Annotated in this window: 18 protein-coding genes; 10 read left to right on the forward strand and 8 right to left on the reverse strand. The window is 64.7% G+C overall.

Annotation, left to right across the window (positions count from 1 at the left end):
* Window positions 1-48 precede the first annotated feature (48 nt).
* The 4 genes from M2432_RS06765 to M2432_RS06780 all read left to right on the forward strand — a co-directional run bounded on the left by M2432_RS06765 (window position 49) and on the right by M2432_RS06780 (window position 5,773).
* Window positions 49-831, forward strand: a complete 783-nt coding sequence (locus tag M2432_RS06765; protein WP_280825987.1) for an SDR family oxidoreductase — start codon at window positions 49-51, stop codon at window positions 829-831.
* 31 nt (window positions 832-862) lie between these two features.
* Window positions 863-2,383: a wax ester/triacylglycerol synthase family O-acyltransferase gene (locus M2432_RS06770; RefSeq protein ID WP_280825988.1), complete on the forward strand. Its 1,521-nt coding sequence runs from the start codon at window positions 863-865 to the stop codon at window positions 2,381-2,383.
* A gap of 37 nt (window positions 2,384-2,420) precedes the next feature.
* Window positions 2,421-3,392 carry a cation diffusion facilitator family transporter gene (locus tag M2432_RS06775; protein WP_280825989.1) on the forward strand — a complete coding sequence of 324 codons (972 nt, stop codon included), beginning with the start codon at window positions 2,421-2,423 and terminating at the stop codon, window positions 3,390-3,392.
* Between the two features lie 65 nt (window positions 3,393-3,457).
* Window positions 3,458-5,773: an FdhF/YdeP family oxidoreductase gene (locus M2432_RS06780; RefSeq protein WP_280825990.1), complete on the forward strand. Its 2,316-nt coding sequence runs from the start codon at window positions 3,458-3,460 to the stop codon at window positions 5,771-5,773.
* Between the two features lie 85 nt (window positions 5,774-5,858).
* Here M2432_RS06780 and ipdC read toward each other — a convergent pair whose 3' ends face one another.
* Genes ipdC through echA20 form a run of 4 tightly spaced genes read right to left on the reverse strand, consistent with a single transcriptional unit; the run spans window position 5,859 to window position 9,358 of the window.
* Complete coding sequence (ipdC, locus tag M2432_RS06785) at window positions 5,859-6,929, reverse strand: (3aS,4S,5R,7aS)-5-hydroxy-7a-methyl-1-oxo-octahydro-1H-indene-4-carboxyl-CoA dehydrogenase (protein WP_280825991.1); 1,071 nt, start codon at window positions 6,927-6,929, stop codon at window positions 5,859-5,861.
* Window positions 6,930-6,931: 2 nt separating this feature from the next.
* Window positions 6,932-7,681, reverse strand: coding sequence for a cholesterol ring-cleaving hydrolase subunit IpdB (gene ipdB / locus M2432_RS06790; RefSeq protein WP_280825992.1), 750 nt, complete (start codon window positions 7,679-7,681; stop codon window positions 6,932-6,934).
* Window positions 7,678-8,565, reverse strand: coding sequence for a cholesterol ring-cleaving hydrolase subunit IpdA (gene ipdA / locus M2432_RS06795; protein WP_280826179.1), 888 nt, complete (start codon window positions 8,563-8,565; stop codon window positions 7,678-7,680). The genes ipdB and ipdA overlap by 4 nt, the downstream gene beginning before the upstream one ends.
* Before the next feature lie 34 nt (window positions 8,566-8,599).
* Window positions 8,600-9,358: a (7aS)-7a-methyl-1,5-dioxo-2,3,5,6,7,7a-hexahydro-1H-indene-carboxyl-CoA hydrolase gene (gene echA20, locus M2432_RS06800; protein ID WP_280825993.1), complete on the reverse strand. Its 759-nt coding sequence runs from the start codon at window positions 9,356-9,358 to the stop codon at window positions 8,600-8,602.
* A 57-nt stretch (window positions 9,359-9,415) separates the two neighbouring features.
* Here echA20 and M2432_RS06805 point away from each other — a divergent pair, with 57 nt between their 5' ends.
* From M2432_RS06805 to M2432_RS06815, 3 genes are all read left to right on the forward strand, one after another.
* Window positions 9,416-10,180 (forward strand): SDR family oxidoreductase, encoded by a 765-nt coding sequence (locus M2432_RS06805; RefSeq protein ID WP_280825994.1) that lies wholly within the window; start codon window positions 9,416-9,418, stop codon window positions 10,178-10,180.
* 43 nt (window positions 10,181-10,223) lie between these two features.
* Window positions 10,224-11,129 carry an SDR family oxidoreductase gene (locus M2432_RS06810; RefSeq protein ID WP_280825995.1) on the forward strand — a complete coding sequence of 302 codons (906 nt, stop codon included), beginning with the start codon at window positions 10,224-10,226 and terminating at the stop codon, window positions 11,127-11,129.
* A 404-nt stretch (window positions 11,130-11,533) separates the two neighbouring features.
* Entirely contained in the window at window positions 11,534-11,734 is a 201-nt protein-coding gene (locus M2432_RS06815; protein ID WP_280825996.1) for a hypothetical protein, read from the forward strand.
* Window positions 11,735-11,851: 117 nt separating this feature from the next.
* Here the strand turns inward: M2432_RS06815 and M2432_RS06820 are convergent, their stop codons facing one another.
* The 4 genes from M2432_RS06820 to M2432_RS06835 all read right to left on the reverse strand — a co-directional run bounded on the left by M2432_RS06820 (window position 11,852) and on the right by M2432_RS06835 (window position 15,425).
* Window positions 11,852-13,243 carry a histidine phosphatase family protein gene (locus M2432_RS06820; RefSeq protein ID WP_280825997.1) on the reverse strand — a complete coding sequence of 464 codons (1,392 nt, stop codon included), beginning with the start codon at window positions 13,241-13,243 and terminating at the stop codon, window positions 11,852-11,854.
* A gap of 147 nt (window positions 13,244-13,390) precedes the next feature.
* A complete protein-coding gene (locus M2432_RS06825) occupies window positions 13,391-13,873 on the reverse strand; it encodes a nitroreductase family deazaflavin-dependent oxidoreductase (protein WP_280825998.1) in 483 nt (160 codons plus the stop codon).
* 9 nt (window positions 13,874-13,882) lie between these two features.
* Complete coding sequence (locus M2432_RS06830) at window positions 13,883-14,269, reverse strand: hypothetical protein (protein WP_280825999.1); 387 nt, start codon at window positions 14,267-14,269, stop codon at window positions 13,883-13,885.
* 4 nt (window positions 14,270-14,273) lie between these two features.
* Window positions 14,274-15,425, reverse strand: coding sequence for a steroid 3-ketoacyl-CoA thiolase (locus M2432_RS06835; protein ID WP_280826000.1), 1,152 nt, complete (start codon window positions 15,423-15,425; stop codon window positions 14,274-14,276).
* Between the two features lie 161 nt (window positions 15,426-15,586).
* Here M2432_RS06835 and M2432_RS06840 point away from each other — a divergent pair, with 161 nt between their 5' ends.
* The 3 genes from M2432_RS06840 to fadE29 are packed head-to-tail and all read left to right on the forward strand — an operon-like array spanning window position 15,587 to window position 19,153.
* Complete coding sequence (locus M2432_RS06840; protein ID WP_280826001.1) at window positions 15,587-16,882, forward strand: cytochrome P450; 1,296 nt, start codon at window positions 15,587-15,589, stop codon at window positions 16,880-16,882.
* 43 nt (window positions 16,883-16,925) lie between these two features.
* Window positions 16,926-17,987, forward strand: coding sequence for an acyl-CoA dehydrogenase family protein (locus M2432_RS06845; RefSeq protein WP_280826002.1), 1,062 nt, complete (start codon window positions 16,926-16,928; stop codon window positions 17,985-17,987).
* Window positions 17,988-17,989: 2 nt separating this feature from the next.
* Window positions 17,990-19,153, forward strand: a complete 1,164-nt coding sequence (gene fadE29 / locus M2432_RS06850) for an acyl-CoA dehydrogenase FadE29 (RefSeq protein WP_280826003.1) — start codon at window positions 17,990-17,992, stop codon at window positions 19,151-19,153.

The raw sequence follows: 19,153 nt of genomic DNA on the forward strand, positions 1-19,153 counted from the left end.
TATCTCTAAGTGTATCTAGAATGCAACATATAAAAATATGATGCGAACATGACTCATGCTGACGCGCCTTCGATCCTCGACCTATTCCGCCTCGACAACCGCGTCGCGATCGTCACCGGCGCCTCAAGTGGGCTCGGTGTCGGATTCGCGCAGGCACTGGCGCAGGCCGGTGCAGACGTCGTACTCGGTGCACGGCGCGAAGATCGCCTGGCCGGCACCCGTGAACTGGTCGAAGCCACCGGACGCAAGGCCGTCGCCGTACGCACTGACGTCACCGATCCGGGCGATTGCCGTGCGCTGGTGCAGGCCGCGATGGACACCTTCGGCCGGGTCGACATTCTGGTGAACAATGCGGGAGTGGGTACTGCGGTGCCGGCGACGCGCGAAACACCTGAGCAGTTCCGGTCCGTCATCGACCTGAACCTCAACGGGTGCTACTGGATGGCGCAGGCATGCGCTGCACACATGAAGCCTGGCAGTTCGATCGTCAACATCAGCAGTGTGCTCGGACTGACGACCACGGGCCTTCCGCAGGCGGCGTACTCGTCGTCGAAGGCCGGGCTGATCGGCCTGACCCGAGACCTGGCCCAGCAATGGACCGGACGAAAAGGTATCCGGGTCAATGCATTGGCTCCGGGCTACTTCGAGTCCGAGATGACCGACCAGTTCGAGGACAGCTATTTCGAGTGCACCATCCTGCCCCGGACCCTGGCCGGAAGGCTCGGCCGCACAGACGAACTCAGCGCCGCTCTGATCTTCCTGGCCAGTGACGCCAGCAGCTACGTCACCGGTATCACCCTGCCTGTCGAAGGCGGCATGCTCACCAGCTGAGCGACAAAACTCAACTAGGAGAGGCAAACTCGTGAAGCAGCTCAGCGGTCTGGACGCCACTTTCCTGTATCTCGAGACCGCGACGACGTTCGGGCACGTCACCGGATTGATGGTCTTCGAGCGCCCCGACGAGGAGTTCGACCCGTACGAAGCGGTGTACGCGAAATACGCATCGCTGGTGGGGGAACTCGAACCGCTGCGTCGGCGGCTCGTCGAGGTGCCTCTTGGGCTCGACCATCCCTACTGGGTCGACGACCCCAACTTCGATCTCGACTTCCATATCCGCGAAATCCATTTGGCGCGACCAGGAATGGTCGACCAGCTGGCCGACCAGGTGTCGCGCATCGTCGGGCGGCCGATGGACCGCAGTCGACCGCTGTGGGAGGTCTACGTCATCGACGGATTGCACAGCGGACAGTGGGCCCTGCTCACCAAATACCACCACGCCACCGTCGACGGGGCGGCCGGACAGCTGATGCTCAATATCCTGACCGACACCCAACCGGACACCACGCCACCCGGACCCGGCCCGGCGTGGCAGCCTGAACAGCTGCCCACCACGACCGAGCTACTGCGCCGGACTGCGGCCAATCTGGCCGGCCACCCGGTCAAGGCGCTGCGGGTGCAGACTCGGCTGGTCCGTCAGCTTGCCGACGCCGCCGGAATCGACGGCCTCAGCAGCACCGCGAGCAAAGCCGGTTCGGCAATCAAAGCCGTTGCGCGCCTTGGCAAAGATGACGGCCCGAGAATTCCGCTGCCGACATCGTCGGCACCACCCACCCCGTGGAACAAGCCGATCACCAGTCACCGTCGGTTCGCCATGCGTACCGCCTCCTTGGAGAACGTCAAGCGACTCAAGGACGCCACCGGTGGCACGGTCAACGACATCGTGATGGCCATCTGTGCCGGTGGGTTGCGGCAATACCTCCTTGCCCACGACGCGCTGCCGAACCGCCCGCTGCGGGCCATGGTGCCGGTGTCCATCCGTACCGGTGAGGAAGACGATCCGTGGACCAATCGCGTATCGGCGATCTTCCCCCAGCTGCCGACGGACTGCGAAGACCCGCTCGAACGGGTCGCCCGCTGTCGCGAAGCGATGCTCGATGCCAAGCGACTGCTGGATCTGATGCCCGCCGATCAACTCGGTGATATGGCCCAGTTTTCGGCTCCGGTGCTGTCGACGTCTGCGATGCGGCTGGCGTCCCGGTTCGGGCTGGCCCACCGGATCGCGGCCATGCCGTTCAACCTGGTGATCTCCAACGTCCCGGGTCCTCGCCAGCCGCTGTATTTCGCGGGAGCGCAACTGTGCCATCAGTTCCCGGTATCGATCGTAACCGAAGGCCAGGGGCTCAACATCACCGTGGTGAGCTACCTGGACCGGCTGGATTTCGGTTTCATCGTCGACCGCGAGCTGGTCCCCGACGTCTGGGATCTGGCCGACATGCACATCGACGAGATCGGCCGGCTGTTCGAAGCCAGCGGTGCGCAGTGGGCCCAGGAGCCCCAACCCGCAGAACCCCGACGCGGCACGTCCGGCCGGAACAACAGATGACATCAGCTAGCGCGTGATCGGCCCTTAGGGTCAGCGCATGAGTGATTCTGACGACGCGAATGTGCCGACCGTCGTCGTCGCGCTCGGCGCCAACGTGCTGATCGCGGTCGCCAAGACCGCGGCCGCATTGGTCACCGGGAGCGCCTCGATGCTCGCCGAGTCCGCCCATTCCTGGGCGGACACCGGCAATGAGGTGTTCCTGCTGATCGGCACGCGCCAGTCGAAAAAGCCCGCCGATGCCGAACACCGGCTCGGCTACGGCAGAGCGGGTTACATCTGGTCGATGTTCGCGGCCTTCGGGTTGTTCACCGTCGGTTCGGTGGTGTCGATCTGGCACGGAATCCAGTCGTTGCGCGGAGCTTCAGAAAACACGGAAGCAACGTCGTATGGCTGGGCGTACCTGGTGCTGGCGGTCTCCTTCCTCTTGGAAGGCTCGTCATTCCTGCAGGCGTTGTCACAGACCCGCTCGATTGCGGTGCGGCGGCGGGTCCACCCACTGCGTTACATCCGGGTGACCTCCAATCCGATGCTGCGCGCGGTGTTCGCCGAGGACCTGTCGGCATTGATCGGCATCGTGATCGCGACGTGCGGCATCCTGACCCACGAGCTGACGGGGAACGCAGTCTGGGATGCGACGGGCTCGATCCTGGTTGGTCTGCTGCTCGGCGGCGTCGCGCTGTTCCTCATCGGCCGCAACATGGACTTCCTCACCGGGGAGGCGGTCACCCCGCTCACCCGCAACAACGCGCTGCGCGCTCTGCGGGAACACCGTGACATCGAGCGGGTCAGCTATCTGCACATGGAATGGGTCGGCGCGGACCGCGTCTTTCTCGTCGCAGCCGTTGACTTGGTCGGTGACGCAGCTGAATCCAATGTTGCCGCGCGACTCAACGGTGTCGCCGACGCTTTGCAGGCCCGCCCGGAGATCGTGCGGGCGGTGCTGACGCTGACCCGGCCGGGCGATACCGTCGACCTGCAGCCGGGCGAGCTGCCCGACTGGTATCGCTGAGCGGCCGTCGGAAATTCGGAAATTCAGCATGGACGCGGGTGTTTCGAGGCGCGCAGACTTGACCAATGACCGACCGGAGCACAGAGCAACACACTGAGGCCGAGGATCAGCCCGAGAGCCAAGGTGAACCAGGGTTCCATCCGTATCATCACCCAGCCGCAGGCTGGGGTGCTGCCAAGAGCGTCACCAAGTTTCTGATCCGCGAACGCGAGCCGTTCGACGGGCCGCGCGCGATCATGAGGATGAACCACGAAGACGGTGGCTTCGACTGCCCGGGATGCGCGTGGCCCGATGACATGAAGGGCCTCAGGCTCGACATCTGTGAGAACGGCATCAAACACGTCACGTGGGAGATGACGAAAAATCGTTGCGGTCCGGAATTCTTTGCCCAACACACTGTTTCAGAGCTCGCAACGTGGAGTGACTTCGCCCTGGAAGACCAGGGCAGGCTCACCGAACCGATGGTGTACGACGTAGAGATCGACCGTTACCTGCCGATCAGCTGGCGCGACGCGTTCGAGCTGGTAGGTGGTGCGCTGGCTGACCTTGATGACCCGAATCAGGCGTCTTTCTACACCTCCGGTCGCCTGGGCAATGAGGCCACGTTCCTGTACCAGTTGATGGCCCGCGAGCTTGGCACCAACAACCTGCCGGACTGCTCCAACATGTGTCACGAGGCCAGCGGGCGAGCGCTCAAGGCGGCACTGGGAACCGGTAAAGGCACCGTCGATCTGGAAGATTGGCAGACCGCAGACGCGCTGTTCATCATCGGCGTCAACGCCGCCTCCAATGCGCCGCGGATGCTGACCGCGCTGGCCGAGGCCTATCGTCGCGGTGCACAGATCGTGCATATCAACCCACTGGTGGAAGCGGGCGCCACCCGCACCATCATCCCGCACGATTTCCTGCGCATGGCTACCTTCCAATCGACCAAGACCAGCACCCTCAACCTGCAGCCCCGCATCGGCGGCGATATGGCGCTGATCCGGGGCATCGCGAAAGTCGTTCTGGAACAAGCCGAAACAGACCCTAAAGCGCTCGACGTGGAATTCATCGAGCGCTACACGGTGGGTTTCGAGAACTACCGCGCGGTCTGCGAGGCCGCCTCGTGGGACGAGATCGAATACAAATCCGGTGTGCGCCAATCCGATATCCGCAAGGCCGCCAAGATCTACCGCGACTCGGACCGCAGCATCATCAGCTGGTGCCTGGGCGTCACCCAGCACGAACACGGCGTGGACAGTGTGCGTGAAATCGTCAATCTGCTGTTGCTGCGCGGCAATTTGGGCCGCGAGGGCGCGGGACCGTCACCCGTTCGCGGGCACAGCAATGTGCAGGGCAACCGCACCTGCGGCATCGACCACCGGCCCACCGAAGACTTCCTCGCGCGCCTCGCCGAGGTGTGCGAGATCGACCCACCGATTGCGCACGGACTGGACACGGTCAACACCATCGAGGCCATGCACAGTGGGAAGCTCAAGGTATTCATCGGCATGGGCGGCAATTTCGCCAGCGCGGCGCCGGACACCGCGTACACGTTCGCGGGCCTGCAGAAATGTGATCTCACCGTGCACGTCAGCACCAAACTCAACCGCAGCCACGTGATCCACGGCCGCCGCGCGCTGATCCTGCCGTGTTTGGGCCGCACCGAGAAAGACCGGCAGAAGGCGGGCGTCCAGTCCACCTCGGTCGAAGATTCGATGAGCATGGTGCATCTGTCGGTCGGTATGAAGAAGCCGGCTTCACCGCATCTGTTGTCCGAGCCGGCGATCATCGCCGGTATCGCGCACGCTGCATTGCCGGACAGTCGGACGCCGTGGAGTTGGTACGTCGAGGACTACGACCGGATTCGGGACACCATGGCCAAGGTGCTCGACGGTTTTGAAGACTTCAATCGGCGGGTCCGGCTGCCGCTGGGCTTCCGTATCAAGCAGCCTGCACGGGAACTGATCTTTCTGACCCCGTCCGGTCGCGCAGAATTCTCGGCGTCCGACCTGCCCGACGACAGCGTCGCCTCCGGCACCCTGACCCTGGCCACGCTGCGTTCGCACGATCAATGGAACACGACCGTCTACTCTGACAATGACCGCTACCGCGGCGTCGAGAACCTGCGCGCGTTGGTGTTCATGAATGCCGACGACATGGCCGACCGCGACCTCAAGGAGTTCGACGACGTCGATATCGTCGCCACCGCGCGCGACGGCAGCACCCGATCGCTGCGGCGGTACAAGGCTGTTCCGTATGGCATCCCACGCGGCTGCGCGGCCGGGTACATGCCGGAGATGAACGTGCTGTGCGCCATCGGCGACTACAGCACGCAGAGCGATCAGCCCATCATGAAGAACGTCAAAGTCACCGTGACGGCATCAACCGGCACGTGAGTTGGCCTGTGGCGCAGCGTGACCGAGGTAGGTATCACCCGCGGGCGGCCGGCAGAGCATCGCCGCCCGCGGGGAGAATGAGGGGTTACTGGATGTAGCTGGTGGCGGCCTGAAGGTGCTCGATGGCCTCGGCCACGATCTCCCGGACCAACTCGGCGCACGACGGCAGGTCGTCGATGATGCCGGCCACCTGACCGGACGCCAGCACAGCAGCGTCCGTATTACCTTCCACCAGACCGGCTTTCAGCAGCATCGGGGTGTTGGCCGCCATGACGACCTGCGACCAGGTCAGTTCCTTGCCGTGCCGCATGGCCAGGCCATCTTTGACCATCGATGCCCAGCTCATCCCGGACATCTTCTTGAACTTCTGGGCGTTGCCGACCGCGGCGGCGAAACCACGTGCGCGCGAACCGCTTTCCAGCTTCTCCACCAGACCGGTACGCAGCACCCGGTGCGGCATACCGTCGACTCGGGTGGACACCACGGTGCCGTCCAGGGCCGCAGCCAGGTAGCGCTGCTTCACCGCGTCGGGCACCGTCGAGTCCGCCGTCAGCAGGAATCGGGTGCCCATTGCGACTCCCGCGGCGCCATAAGAGAGCGCAGCGGCCAGGCCGCGACCGTCGAAGAAGCCACCCGCGGCGATGACCGGCATGCCGGTGTCTTTCACCGCGTCCAGCACCGACGGCAACAGCAGAGTGGTGGCAACCGGACCGGTATGGCCACCGCCCTCGCCGCCCTGCACGATCACCGCGTCGGCGCCCCAGCTCGCCACCTTCTTGGCGTGCTTGGCCGCACCGACCGACGGAATAACCACGACACCGGCATCTTTCAGCCTCGCGATCAGCTCGGGCTTGGGGGCAAGGGCGAAGGAGGCGACTTTGACCCCTTCGCGGATCAGGAGGTCGACGCGGTCGCCCGCGTCGCCGGCGTCGGCACGCATGTTGATGCCGAACGGTTTATCGGTGGCAGCCTTGACCTTGGTCACTGCGGTCTGCAACTCGTCGAGCGTCATGGTCGCCGACGCCAGGATGCCCAGGCCGCCGGCGTTCGAGGTCGCGGAAACCAGTCGGGCACCGGCCACCCAGCCCATACCGGTCTGCACGACGGGGTACTCGATACCGACCAGTTCGGTCAGCGGGGTAACGAGCTTGCTCATCGTCAGGCCTTGACTTCTTTGTCCCGCAGCGACTTCGGGTCGATGACCTCGCGCAGCAGCTGCAGCTCTTCGTCGGTGGGTAGCCGGGTCTCTTCGGCGCTGTCCAGGCCGTGCACCTCGAAGGAGGTGTTCTCAGCAACCTGCACGGCCGTCACACCGGGGTGTAGAGACACCGCACGCATCTGGTGCTCGGGACCGTTGAAGTCGAACACGCCGAGGTTGGACACCACCCGGTAGATGTTGGCGAACCGGAAGGCCGGATTCTCCGGATCGACCTTGTCCCAACCGATTCCGGAAACGATGTCGACAGCTTCGGTGAACACCCGCTTGGAGTGGTTGCCCACGAAGTAGCTGGTGGCGTGATTGATGCTGTTGCCCGGCGCGCCGCGGACGCCGAACATCTGCCGGGTCGGGTGCTGGATCGGGCCGAAGGCCGACAAGTTCTGGTTGCCGTAACGGTCAACCTGGTTGGCGCCCATGACCACATGGCGCCGGCCCCAGGCCAGCGTCTCGAAGACGCGGTTGAACGGCATCCATCCTTCGACGGCGAACGGAGCGCCGATCGCCGGGGTGTCGGCAAGGATTCGGGCCTCGCCGTCGGTCAGCACGATATCGGGGGAGAAGGTCAACCGTGCCAGCCGGGCACCCACCTGGACGATGGTGGTCATAGGGCTGGCCATGATTTCCCCTGCGTCGCGGAACAATTCGGCGCAGGCGACAGCGCAGACGTCACCACGGGTTGCTTCGCTCATTTGGCGGCCTCCTGGCTTTCGGCGAACTTACGGACCGCAGCCTGATAATCGGCCTCGGTGCCGGACAGGTAGGTCTTGACGAACTCGGCCCAGGTGTCTTCGGAGGCTACGGCCTCTGCATAAAGGCGCTGGAACTTCTCGTCGCGCCGGTAGTCCGGCTCGTTTGTGGTGAAGTGCGCACCGTTCGGGGCTTCGACGACGGTGTCGACCATCATGCGGTTGATGATCTGCTGTTGCGGCACAACCGATTTCACAAGCTCTTCGGTGGAGACGATCTTTTCGACCGACAGGTGCCGGCGCTTGGCCGACATCAGGAACAGGTCGTCGAAGTATGGGTCGATGCCGGTGTAGGCGGCATTGCCCTTCACGTCGCCGAGGTTCATGTGCACAAAGGCGGCGTCGAGGTTGAGCGCCGGCATGGCGATGAGCTCCTCGTAGCCGTCTCCGGTCGGGTATGGCGACTTCACGGTTTTGAGTTCGTCACCCCAGAATGTGCGAACATCGCTGCCCAGGCCGGCGCGGATCGGCAGGAACGGAAGCCGTTGCGCGGCAGCCTGCAGGCCGCAGCGCAGCATGCCCTCGTCCATCTCGCGGGCCTCGATGGCACCACTGGTGCGGGCCTTGGCGAACCACGGGTCGTAGAACGGCGGCGAGTCCAGCGACACGAAGCCGTAATAGACGCGCTTGACCTTTCCTGCGGCACAAAGCAATCCGAGATCCGGGCCGCCGTAGGTGACCACGGTCAGGTCGGTGACGTCGGTGCGCAGCAGTGCCCGCACGAAAGCCATCGGCTTGCGCCGGGAGCCCCAGCCACCGATGCCGATGGTCATGCCGCTTTCGATCTCGGCGACTGCGGCCTCGAGAGTTGTTGTCTTATCCATTATTTGACCCCGTCTCGCTTCGCTCGTACCCGCCGAATCATTTGGCAGCTCCCTTATTGGTCCCCGCGAACTCGTCGCGGTGCTCGTCGGACACGCCGGACAGGTTCAGCTCGAAGGTGAAGCCCTGCTCCATGCGGTACCGCGCGTTGACGGGCTGCACGTCGATAAAGTTCAGCGCTTCCTTGGCGGCACGGATGACGCGGGTGTCCTTCGAGGCGATGTCGCGGGCAACGCGTAGCGCGGCCTCGTCGAGTTCCTCGCGGGGGACCACCTCGTGCACCGAGCCGAAGTGGTGCAGCGTTTCGGCGGGAACCGTTGCGGCGGTGAAGAACAACCGGCGCATCATGTGCTGGGGGACCAGCCGGGACAGGTGGGTGGCCGCACCCAGAGCGCCGCGCTCGACCTCGGGCAGGCCGAACTTGGCGTCGTCGGAGGCGACGATCACGTCGGCGTTGCCGACCAGACCGATGCCGCCGCCGACGCAGAAGCCGTTGACCGCCGCGATGACCGGAACCTGGCACTCGTACACCGCGCGGAACGCCTCATAACAGCCACGGTTGGCGTCGATGAGTGCGCCGAAGCCCTCGGTGTTCTGCATTTCCTTGATGTCGACGCCGGCGTTGAAGCCACGTCCTTCGGCCCGCAGGATCACCACGTGGGTGCTCTTGTCGCGCCCGGCCGCGGTGATCGCGTCGGCCAGTTCGAACCACCCCGCCGACGGGATGGCATTGACCGGCGGGTAGTTCACGGTGACCGAGACGATGCCCGGTTCGACTGTCTTGGTGGTGATGGTCATCAGTCACTTCCTGGGAGGTGGTTACCTAAGCAAGCACTTGCTTGGTACGCTAGCACAGTGAGTGCTGGAATCAATCTGCAGCTGGCTGATCGGGTGGTCCTGGTGACCGGCGGGGTGCGCGGCGTCGGCGCCGGTATCAGTGAGGTGTTCGCCCAGCAGGGCGCCACCGTCATCACCTGCGCCCGTCGTCCGGTCGAGGGACTGCCCTATGAGTTCCACTCCTGCGACGTCCGCGACGACGACTCGGTCAAGGCGATGATCGACGCCATTGTGGCGAAGCATGGACGGCTCGACGTGGTGGTCAACAACGCCGGCGGTTCGCCTTACGTCGCGGCCGCTGAAGCGAAGGCCAGTTTCAGTCGAAAGATCATCGAGCTGAATCTGCTTGGGCCACTGTCGGTTTCCCAGCACGCCAACGCCGTGATGCAGAACCAGCCGCAAGGCGGCGTGATCGTCAACATCTCCAGCGTCAGCGCGCACCGCCCCACGCCGGGCACCGCGGCCTACGGCGCAGCCAAGGCGGGTATCGACAATCTGACCAGCACGCTGGCCGTCGAATGGTCACCCAAGGTCCGGGTGAATTCGGTGGTGGTCGGCATGGTCGAGACCGAACAGTCCGAGCTATTCTACGGTGACGCCGAGTCGGTGGCCGCTGTTGCTGCGACCGTACCGCTGGGGCGTCTGGCCAAGCCGACCGATATCGGTTGGGCGGCAGCATTTTTGGCCTCCGAGGCTGCGTCGTACATCAGCGGTGCGTCCCTCGAAGTGCACGGCGGTGGTGAACCGCCGCAGTACCTGGAAGCTTCCAGCGCCAACAAGTAGGGCGCGCGGAGCGCCCCAAAACAACACGGTAGGAGATATATCAATGGGATTGCTCGACGGCCGCGTGGTCATCGTGACGGGCGCAGGTGGCGGTATCGGACGTGAGCACGCGCTTGCGTTCGCAGCTGAGGGTGCCCGCGTTGTGGTCAACGACATCGGGGTGGGTCTGGACGGTTCACCGGCCGGTGGCGGTAGCGCCGCGCAGAAGGTGGTCGACGAGATCGTCGCTGCCGGAGGCGAAGCCGTTGCCAATGGTTCGAACGTCGCCGACTGGGGACAGGCCGAGGCCTTGATCAATCAGGCCGTGGATAGCTTTGGCCGCCTTGACGTTCTCGTCAACAATGCCGGCATCGTGCGCGACCGGATGTTCGCCAACGCCACCGAAGAAGAGTTCGACGCCGTCACCGCCGTGCACCTGAAGGGGCACTTCGCCACCATGAAGCATGCCGCCGCGTACTGGCGGGCCAAGTCCAAGGCCGGCGAAACCGTCGATGCACGCATCATCAACACCAGCTCTGGAGCCGGCCTGCAGGGCAGTGTCGGGCAGGCCAACTACAGCGCCTCCAAGGCCGGCATCGCCGCGCTGACCCTGGTCGCCGCGGCCGAGATGGGCCGCTATGGCGTCACCGTCAACGCCATTGCACCGTCGGCCCGCACCCGGATGACCGAGACCGTGTTCGCCGACATGATGGCCACCCAGGACCAGGCCTTCGACGCCATGGCTGCGGAGAACATCTCGCCGCTGGTGGTGTGGCTGGGCAGCGTCGAGTCGCGGGATATCACCGGCAAGATGTTCGAGCTCGAGGGCGGCAAGATTCGCATCGCCGAGGGCTGGGCGCACGGTCCGCAGATCGACAAGGGCGCCAAGTGGGACCCGGCGGAGCTGGGCCCTGTGGTCGCAGACCTGCTGGCCAAGGCGCGGCCCGCGGTGCCGGTGTACGGCGCCTGAGCAGTGCTGCGCGAGCGTGCGCGTGGGTGTCAATTTTTCCTAACTCCTGACACACCCACGCAACCCAGGGCGATCTGGCCGTAGCGGGCGGCGACCGCAAGCGCGCCGAGGACCGGTACAAGGCGGCCCAGGACATCGTCAAAGCCGCTCCGGAGCATTGCTTTTCGGGCAACGACGATCCCAACGCCGATCGCCGCAAAGTCCGCGCGGACACCCAGGCCCGGTTGGACGCCAAGCTGAAATCGCTCTCTGAGCCGCCTCCACCACCGCCCCCGGCTCCGGGGCCGACGGGAGCGCCCACTCCGCCGCCACCTCTGCCGGGAGGCCAGGATGCCGCGTCCGGTGGTGGTCCTTCCGCACCCGCTCCGCCGGTACCCCCGCCGCATGGGCCGGGAAAGAACCCGGTGCTGGAACCGCAGGGCAATAGCGGCGGAGGCTCAGGTGGGCCGGGATCGCTCAATGATGTCGACGCCGACCGGTTGCCGACCAAGGGCAGCGGTGGACCGCCAGGGCATCGATTGGGTGTTGCCAACAGCACCGACCCGCTGGCCACCCTGCAGGAAGCATTGGGCAATGCCGATGCGACCGGTGGCAGTCACGAGTAGTCAGCTCGCGTTCGGCGTGACGGGCTCTCGTGGCAAGTGCAGGTATCGGGCCATAGCGACATAGAAGAGCTCCCCCAGAAGGATTTCTGGGGGAGCTCTTGGGTTGCTGCGGGGGTGCTACTTGGCCGAGGCGCCTGCTCCGGCGGTCGCCTTCTTTGATGCTGCCTTGGGCTTGTCGGCCTTGGCTTTATCGGCGGCCTTGTCGGCCTTCGGCTTCACCTGTGAGGCAGCCGAATTGGCCTGCTTCGACACGCTCTCCGCTGCCGTGCCCGCGGTGCTGGTGGCCGCAGTGCTGGTGGCCGCAGTGCTGGTGGCCGCAGTGGTCTTCGGCGCGGTCAGCGAGATCGGCTTGATCGACGACGACAGTGTGCTCACAGCATTGTTGACGGCCGTCTCCACCGAGGTCAGCGCGGCGGCTGCCGAGGTGCCCGTGGAGGTCGCGGCTGCCGACGTGGTGCCGGCGGTGCTGGTCGGCGCGGGGGCCGACTGGAACACCGTGCCGGTCTGCACCGAATTGACAATGCTGTTCACCAGAGCGCCCGGGTAGTTCAGCGCGGCGGTGACCGTGCTGGTCAGGCCGTCCCTGATGGCATTGCTGATGGTGGTGGCGTTACCGGTTGCCAGCGCGGTCGTGACGTTGTACACCGCCATTTGCGCGGTGGTGGCCACCTTGCGGGTGTCGACGAACAGCTTGGTCAGCAGGTTCGGGTTCTGGCTGACAGCCTTACCGTCCCAGGTGTCCAGCGTCCAGCCGTCGGTCGGGTTGCCGGTGACGGTGACGATCGACGTGTTGTTCAGTGGGTCGCTGAGCATCAGGCTCAGGTCTGGGTTGTCGACGTTCATCAGGGTCCAGGCCATGATCGCCATGCCGTGCGAGAACACGACGGGGTTGGACCCGCCATCTGCGTAGATGCTGTCGATGGCGCCGTTGAACCGGGACTCGAACTCCGCGCCGTTGGTGTCACCATTCACGCCGAGCGAGGTATTGCTGTTGGCGGGCATGGGCACGCCGTACAAGCCGGCGACCCACGACAGCGGGATCAAGGCGTAGGCGATGCGGCCTAGGCCGGAGTTCTGCGACTGGCCTTCGAAGGCGCCGGCCTGAACCTCGTGTAGGCCGGACAACTCGGTTTCCGGCAGGCCGGAGGCTGCCGCGAACGGTGCCGCCGTCTGCTGAGTGCGCACCATGTCCGAGTAGTAGATGCTGGTGTAGTCCACACCGGTGGCAGCCTCGTTCGCGATCAGCTGGTCGGACACGGCCTGAGCCTGCTGCTGACCGAGGGCGGTCAGCGACGGTCCTGGGATCGTGGTGTCGATGAAGCCCGACGCATTGCCAGCCGACTCACCATGACGCACGAAGGTGATGGTGATGTTGTCGGCCGCCCACGCCGCGAAGGCGGTGGCGATGAACATGAAGGCGGCGGCAACGATGACCACCAGGCCCTGTAACGCACGTCGGATGGTGCGTTTGGGGCGCACTGAACTAGACCCGTATGGGTTGTACGGCATTAGGACTCCATCTGTAGCTCGCGATGAGCGGGCACGCGTGCGTGGTTGCATGTGTGCGGCAACACATTATGTACAGAGTGGTAAATCTGTATTGTCGACTCCGTTAATATATCCTCGCAACCAAGTTAAATCGATATTTGCTAGGCGTTATATGGTGCGCTCGCAAATAACGATCGGAATCTCTCGATCGGTGTACGAGCGGTAGTTGACGAAGTCCGGGTACATCGCATCGAGCTTCGGCCAGTACTCGTCGCGCTCGGCGTCGGTGGCGTCCCGAGCCGTGAGATACAGAAGTTCGCCGCCGATCTGAAACGTCACAGCCGGGTTGGCTTTGAGGTTGCCGTACCACGGCGGGTTGTTGGCGTGACCACCCCGCGAGGCAACGATGATTACTCGATCACCCTCGCGGAGGTACAGCAGCGGAGCTTCGCGCGGCTCTCCGGTCTTGCGGCCGGTCGTGGTCAGGATGCCTACCGCAGCACCATGCAGGAACTTGTCCCCGAACCGGCCATTGGTCTTCTTGTAGATCCACGTCTGCGCCCGCGACATCAATTTGATGATGGCTTCCACGCGGGGGGAGTTCAGCGACTCGATCTGCTTGGCGCTGAGGGGACGTGAAGGAGTGGTCACTATGACAACCTATCGGGACAGGAACGGTACGAGCTTGGCGTTGATGTGATGGATCTTCGGCGACCCACTGGGGTCGTCGGCTGGGATCACGAACGTTTCGTCGACGTGCGAGCACACCCGCCACCCAGCGAGCCGCGGTTTGGTCAGCACATCGAATTTGGCCCGCACGTTGTCGCCACTGACCGTGTACTCCGGCACGGTGGTGCCCTCGATCAACTTGAACTGCGGGCCACGTTCCAGGCTGCGGCGCAGGTGATCGGCATTGCGACCGGTCTTGATGCCGATCTCGATGCGGATGCAATCCGGGGTGAACGGCACGTCACCGGCCTGATGGCTGGACAGCGAATCGATGTAGGCCTGTGCCGCGGCAATCCGCTCCTGGTCCGAAAACCCCACGGGCTCAGAGCCGTTCGATGATGGTGCCGGTCGACAGCGCACCGCCGGCGCACATGGTGATCAGCGCCGTCGACTTGCCTGAGCGCTCCAGTTCGTGCAGCGCAGTGGTGATCAGCCGGCTACCGGTGGAACCGACCGGGTGGCCCAGTGCAATGGCGCCGCCGTTGACGTTGACCCGATCCATGTCGGCCTTGTGCACCTGCGCCCACGACAGCACGACCGACGCGAAGGCCTCGTTGATCTCGACCAGATCGATGTCGGCCATGGACATGCGGGCCTTTTCCAGCACCTTGGCGGTGGACTGCACGGGGCCGTCCAGGTGGTAGTAGGTCTCGGCACCGACGTTGGCCTGCGCGATGATTCGGGCGCGGGGCTTGAAGCCCAGTGCCTTGGCCTTGTCTTCGTCCATCCACAGCACGGCGGCAGCACCATCGGAGATCTGCGACGAGGTACCCGCGGTGTGGATGCCGCCCTCCATCACCGGCTTGAGCTGGGCCAGGCCCTCCAGTGTGGTGTCGCGCAGACCCTGGTCGCGAGTGACCATGTGCAGCTCGGCGGTCGGCTGCTTGTTCTCGTCGATGACCGGCGCCTCGATGGGAGAGATCTCACGGTCGAATCGGCCTTCGGCCCAGGCCTGCTTGGCCCTGGCCTGCGAAGCGAAGCCCAGTGCGTCGACGTCGGCGCGGGTGATGCCACGGCGCTTGGCGATGCGCTCGGCGGCCTCGAACTGGTTGGGCAGGTCAATGTCCCACGACGCGGCGCGGGCACCGCCACCGTTTGCACCCAGGGGCACCCGGCTCATGGCTTCGATGCCGCAGGCGATGCCGATGTCGATGGCACCGGTGGCGATCAGACCGGCGACCAGGTGGTTGGCCTGCTGGGCGCTGCCGCACTGGCAGTCGATGGTGGTGGCGCCGACGTGCTCGGGCAGTCCGGCGACCAGCCAGGACTGCCGGGTGATGTTGTTGCCCTGCTCGCCGTACTGCGTGACGCAGCCGCCGATGAGCTGTTCGATGTCGCCGGCGTCGAGACCGGCCTTCTCCACAAGGGCCTTCTGGGTGGCGCCCAGGAGTTCGGTGGCGTGCAGACCGGACAGCCAGCCGGCCCGCTTTCCGATCGGGCTGCGGGTGGCTTCGACGATGACAGGATTACCCATGTCGTCAGGCTAGAACACGTTTCATTACTCTGACAAGCGCTGATGCGGCCATGCCTTTTATCTGCGGCTACGGCGTGTTTCAATGGTCGCAACTGGCACTAGAAGGATTTGTCCCGGGACCACAAAGTTCCTGTGGCTCACGATTCTCGAGGAGACATGTAATGCCCTGCCCGATCCCCCACGACCTCGACTTGCTGGACGCCAACCTCAACCTGGAGCGCCTGCCGGTCGAAGAACTCGCCGAGCTGCGCAAGTCCGAGCCGGTGCACTGGGTCGACGTGCCTGGAGGCACCGGTGGCTTCGGTGACAAGGGCTACTGGATAGTCACCAAGTACGACGACGTCAAAGAGGTCTCCAAGCGCAACGATATCTTCGGCAGTTCGCCCGACGGCGCCATCCCGGTGTGGCCCCAGGGAATGACCCGCGACGCCGTCGACCTGCAGAAGGCCGTGCTGCTCAACATGGACGCCCCGCAGCACACCCGGCTGCGCAAGATCATCTCCCGCGGTTTCACCCCGCGTGCCGTCGGACGGCTGCGGGCCGAGCTGGCCGAGCGGGCCCAGAAGATTGCCGAGAACGCCGCGGCGTCCGGCTCCGGTGACTTCGTCGAGCAGGTCTCGTGCGAGCTGCCGCTGCAGGCCATTGCCGGTCTGCTCGGTGTCCCACAGGAGGACCGCGACAAACTCTTCCGCTGGTCCAACGAGATGACCGCCGGCGAGGACCCCGAGTACGCCGATGTCGATCCGGCGATGTCGTCGTTCGAGCTGATCACCTACGCCATGAAGATGGCCGAGGAGCGCAAGGCCAACCCGACCGACGACATCGTCACCCAGCTGATCGAGGCCGACATCGAGGGCGAGAAGCTCTCCGACGACGAGTTCGGCTTCTTCGTGGTGATGCTCGCGGTGGCCGGCAACGAGACCACCCGTAACTCGATCACCCACGGCATGATCGCCTTCGCGCAGCACCCCGAGCAGTGGGAGCTGTACAAGAGGGAGCGTCCGGAATCGGCCGCCGACGAGATCGTCCGTTGGGCCACACCGGTTTCGGCGTTCCAGCGCACCGCGCTGGAGGACACCGAACTCGGCGGCGTGAAGATCAAGAAGGGCGAGCGGGTGGTCATGTCCTACCGCTCGGCCAACTTCGACGAAGACGCGTTCGAGAACCCGAACACCTTCGACATCATGCGGACGCCGAACCAGCATGTCGGTTTCGGCGGCACCGGTGCGCACTACTGCATCGGCGCGAACCTGGCCCGGATGACCATCAATCTGATCTTCAACGCGGTTGCCGATCACATGCCTGACCTGAAGCCGATCGGCGAGCCGGAGCGGTTGAAGTCGGGCTGGCTCAACGGGATCAAGCACTGGCAGGTTGACTACACCGGTAAGTGCCCGGTTCAGGCCGGCGCGTCGGCCACTTCGGCTCCCGCCGGCGAGTCGGCAAATCAGGCCTGAGCCAACCGCTCATCACTTTCGTTCGAATCAAGGAGGATTCGGGTTGGATTTCACACCGAACCCGGAACAGCAGGCTGTCGCCGATGTGGTGACTTCCGTGCTGGAACGGGAAAATAGTTGGGACGCACTGGTTTCCGGCGGCGTTGCGGCACTTGCAGTGCCGGACCGGCTGGGTGGCGATGGACTGGGGCTGCTCGAGGCGGCCACCGCGCTGACCGAGATCGGTCGCCGTGGCACCACCGGTCCGGCTCTGTCTACCATCGGGCTGGGCCTGGTGCCGCTGCTGGACCTGGCTTCTGAGGCGCAGCAGGACCGCTACCTGGCCGGCGTCGCCAAGGGTGCCCTGCTGTCTGCGGCACTCAACGAGCAGGGCAACCAACTGCCGGAGAAGCCGTCCACCAGCTTTGCCAGCGGCAAGCTCAACGGCACCAAAATCGGTGTGCCATATGCCGAAAGCGCGCAGTTCCTGATCGTCACGGCCGATAGTGCAGTGGTCGTGGTCTCGCCTTCCGCTGCCGGTGTGACGGTGACCAAGACCCCGACCGCCAACGGCTCGGACGAATACGTGGTGACCTTCGCGGACGTCGCGGTCGCTGACGAGGACGTGCTCGCAGGTGCGACCGTGACCCGGGTCAACGAATTGGCGCTGGCCATGACCGGCGCCTTCGCGTCCGGTCTGGTGGCCGGGGCCCTCCGTCTGACCGCCGACTACGTCGCGACCCGTGAACAGTTCGGCAAGCCGCTGTCCACCTTCCAGACCGTGGCCGCTCAGCTGTCCGAGGTCTACATCGCTTCGCGGACAATCGATCTGGTGGCTACCTCGGTGGTGTGGCGACTGTCTGAAGACTTGGACGCCGCCGAGGATCTGGCCATTCTGGGCTACTGGCTGACCTCGCAGGCTCCGCCGGCCATGCGGTTGTGCCATCACCTCCATGGCGGTATGGGTATGGACATCACCTACCCGATGGACCGCTACTACTCTTCGATCAAGGATCTGACCCGCTTGCTCGGTGGTCCGTCGCACCGTCTGGACCTGGTGGGGGCCGAGCTGGGCGAGCGAAGCGACGGGAAAGCGGTCCTGGGCGAGCGAAGCGACGGGAAATAAGCATGTACATCGAACTGACTCCGGAACAGCGCAAGCTGCAATCCGAACTGCGGGAGTACTTTTCGACGCTGATCACGCCCGAAGAGGCGGCGGCGATGGAGACCGACCGGCACAACGCCGCCTATCGCGCGGTGATCAAGCGGATGGGCTCCGACGGCAAGCTCGGTGTGGGCTGGCCCAAGGAGTACGGCGGCCTGGGCTTCGGTCCGATCGAGCAGCAGATCTTCATCAACGAGGCCAACCGCGCCGACGTTCCGCTGCCGATGGTCACCCTGCAGACCGTCGGACCCACCCTGCAGCTGCTGGGCACCGAGGAGCAGAAGAAGAAGTTCCTGCCCGGAATCCTTTCCGGTGACGTGCATTTCGCGATCGGCTACTCCGAGCCCGAGGCCGGCACCGACCTGGCGTCGCTGCGCACCACCGCAGTGCGTCACGGTGACGAATACATCGTGAACGGTCAGAAGATGTGGACCACCGGCGCACATGACGCCGACTACATCTGGCTCGCGTGCCGCACCGACCCGACGGCGGTGAAGCACAAGGGCATCTCGATCCTCATCGTGGACACCAAGGACCCGGGCTACTCCTGGACCCCGATCATCCTGTCCGACGGTGCCCACCACACCAATGCGTCGTACTACAACGACGTGCGGGTGCCCGCCGACATGCTGGTCGGTGAGGAGAACGGCGGCTGGAAGCTGATCACCACCCAGCTCAACCATGAACGGGTGGGCTTGGGTCCGGCCGGCCGCGTCGCGGGCATTTACGAGCAGCTGCACGCCTGGGCCGCCAAGCCCGGCTCCGATGGTGTTGTCCCGCTGGATAATCCGGAGGCCAAGCGGCTGCTGGGACAGATCAAGGCGATCTGGCGGCTCAACGAACTGCTCAACTGGCAGGTGGCCGCGTCCGGCGAGAACATCGCCGTGGCCGACGCCGCCGCGACGAAAGTCTTTTCCACCGAACGCATTCAGGAAATCGGGCGGCTGGCCGAGGAGGTTGTCGGTCGCTTCGGCAACCCGGCCGATGCCGACACCGCCGAACTGCTGGTGTGGCTGGACAAGATGACCAAGCGCAACCTGGTCATCACCTTCGGTGGCGGTGTCAATGAGGTCATGCGCGAGATGATCGCGGCATCGGGCCTCAAAGTGCCACGGGTTCCGCGGTAG

It is taken from the genome of Mycobacterium sp. OTB74 (genome assembly GCF_029892685.1).
Classification (GTDB): Bacteria; Actinomycetota; Actinomycetes; order Mycobacteriales; family Mycobacteriaceae; genus Mycobacterium.

What these genes read in the sequence shown, in the direction of transcription:
- M2432_RS06765 (WP_280825987.1), top strand. Translation starts at nt 49, where the DNA reads ATGACTCATGCTGACGCGCCTTCGATCCTCGACCTATTCCGCCTCGAC.
- M2432_RS06775 (WP_280825989.1), top strand. Translation starts at nt 2,421, where the DNA reads ATGAGTGATTCTGACGACGCGAATGTGCCGACCGTCGTCGTCGCGCTC.
- M2432_RS06780 (WP_280825990.1), top strand. Translation starts at nt 3,458, where the DNA reads ATGACCGACCGGAGCACAGAGCAACACACTGAGGCCGAGGATCAGCCC.
- ipdC (WP_280825991.1), bottom strand. Translation starts at nt 6,929, where the DNA reads ATGAGCAAGCTCGTTACCCCGCTGACCGAACTGGTCGGTATCGAGTAC.
- ipdB (WP_280825992.1), bottom strand. Translation starts at nt 7,681, where the DNA reads ATGAGCGAAGCAACCCGTGGTGACGTCTGCGCTGTCGCCTGCGCCGAA.
- echA20 (WP_280825993.1), bottom strand. Translation starts at nt 9,358, where the DNA reads ATGACCATCACCACCAAGACAGTCGAACCGGGCATCGTCTCGGTCACC.
- M2432_RS06810 (WP_280825995.1), top strand. Translation starts at nt 10,224, where the DNA reads ATGGGATTGCTCGACGGCCGCGTGGTCATCGTGACGGGCGCAGGTGGC.
- M2432_RS06820 (WP_280825997.1), bottom strand. Translation starts at nt 13,243, where the DNA reads ATGCCGTACAACCCATACGGGTCTAGTTCAGTGCGCCCCAAACGCACC.
- M2432_RS06835 (WP_280826000.1), bottom strand. Translation starts at nt 15,425, where the DNA reads ATGGGTAATCCTGTCATCGTCGAAGCCACCCGCAGCCCGATCGGAAAG.
- M2432_RS06840 (WP_280826001.1), top strand. Translation starts at nt 15,587, where the DNA reads ATGCCCTGCCCGATCCCCCACGACCTCGACTTGCTGGACGCCAACCTC.
- fadE29 (WP_280826003.1), top strand. Translation starts at nt 17,990, where the DNA reads ATGTACATCGAACTGACTCCGGAACAGCGCAAGCTGCAATCCGAACTG.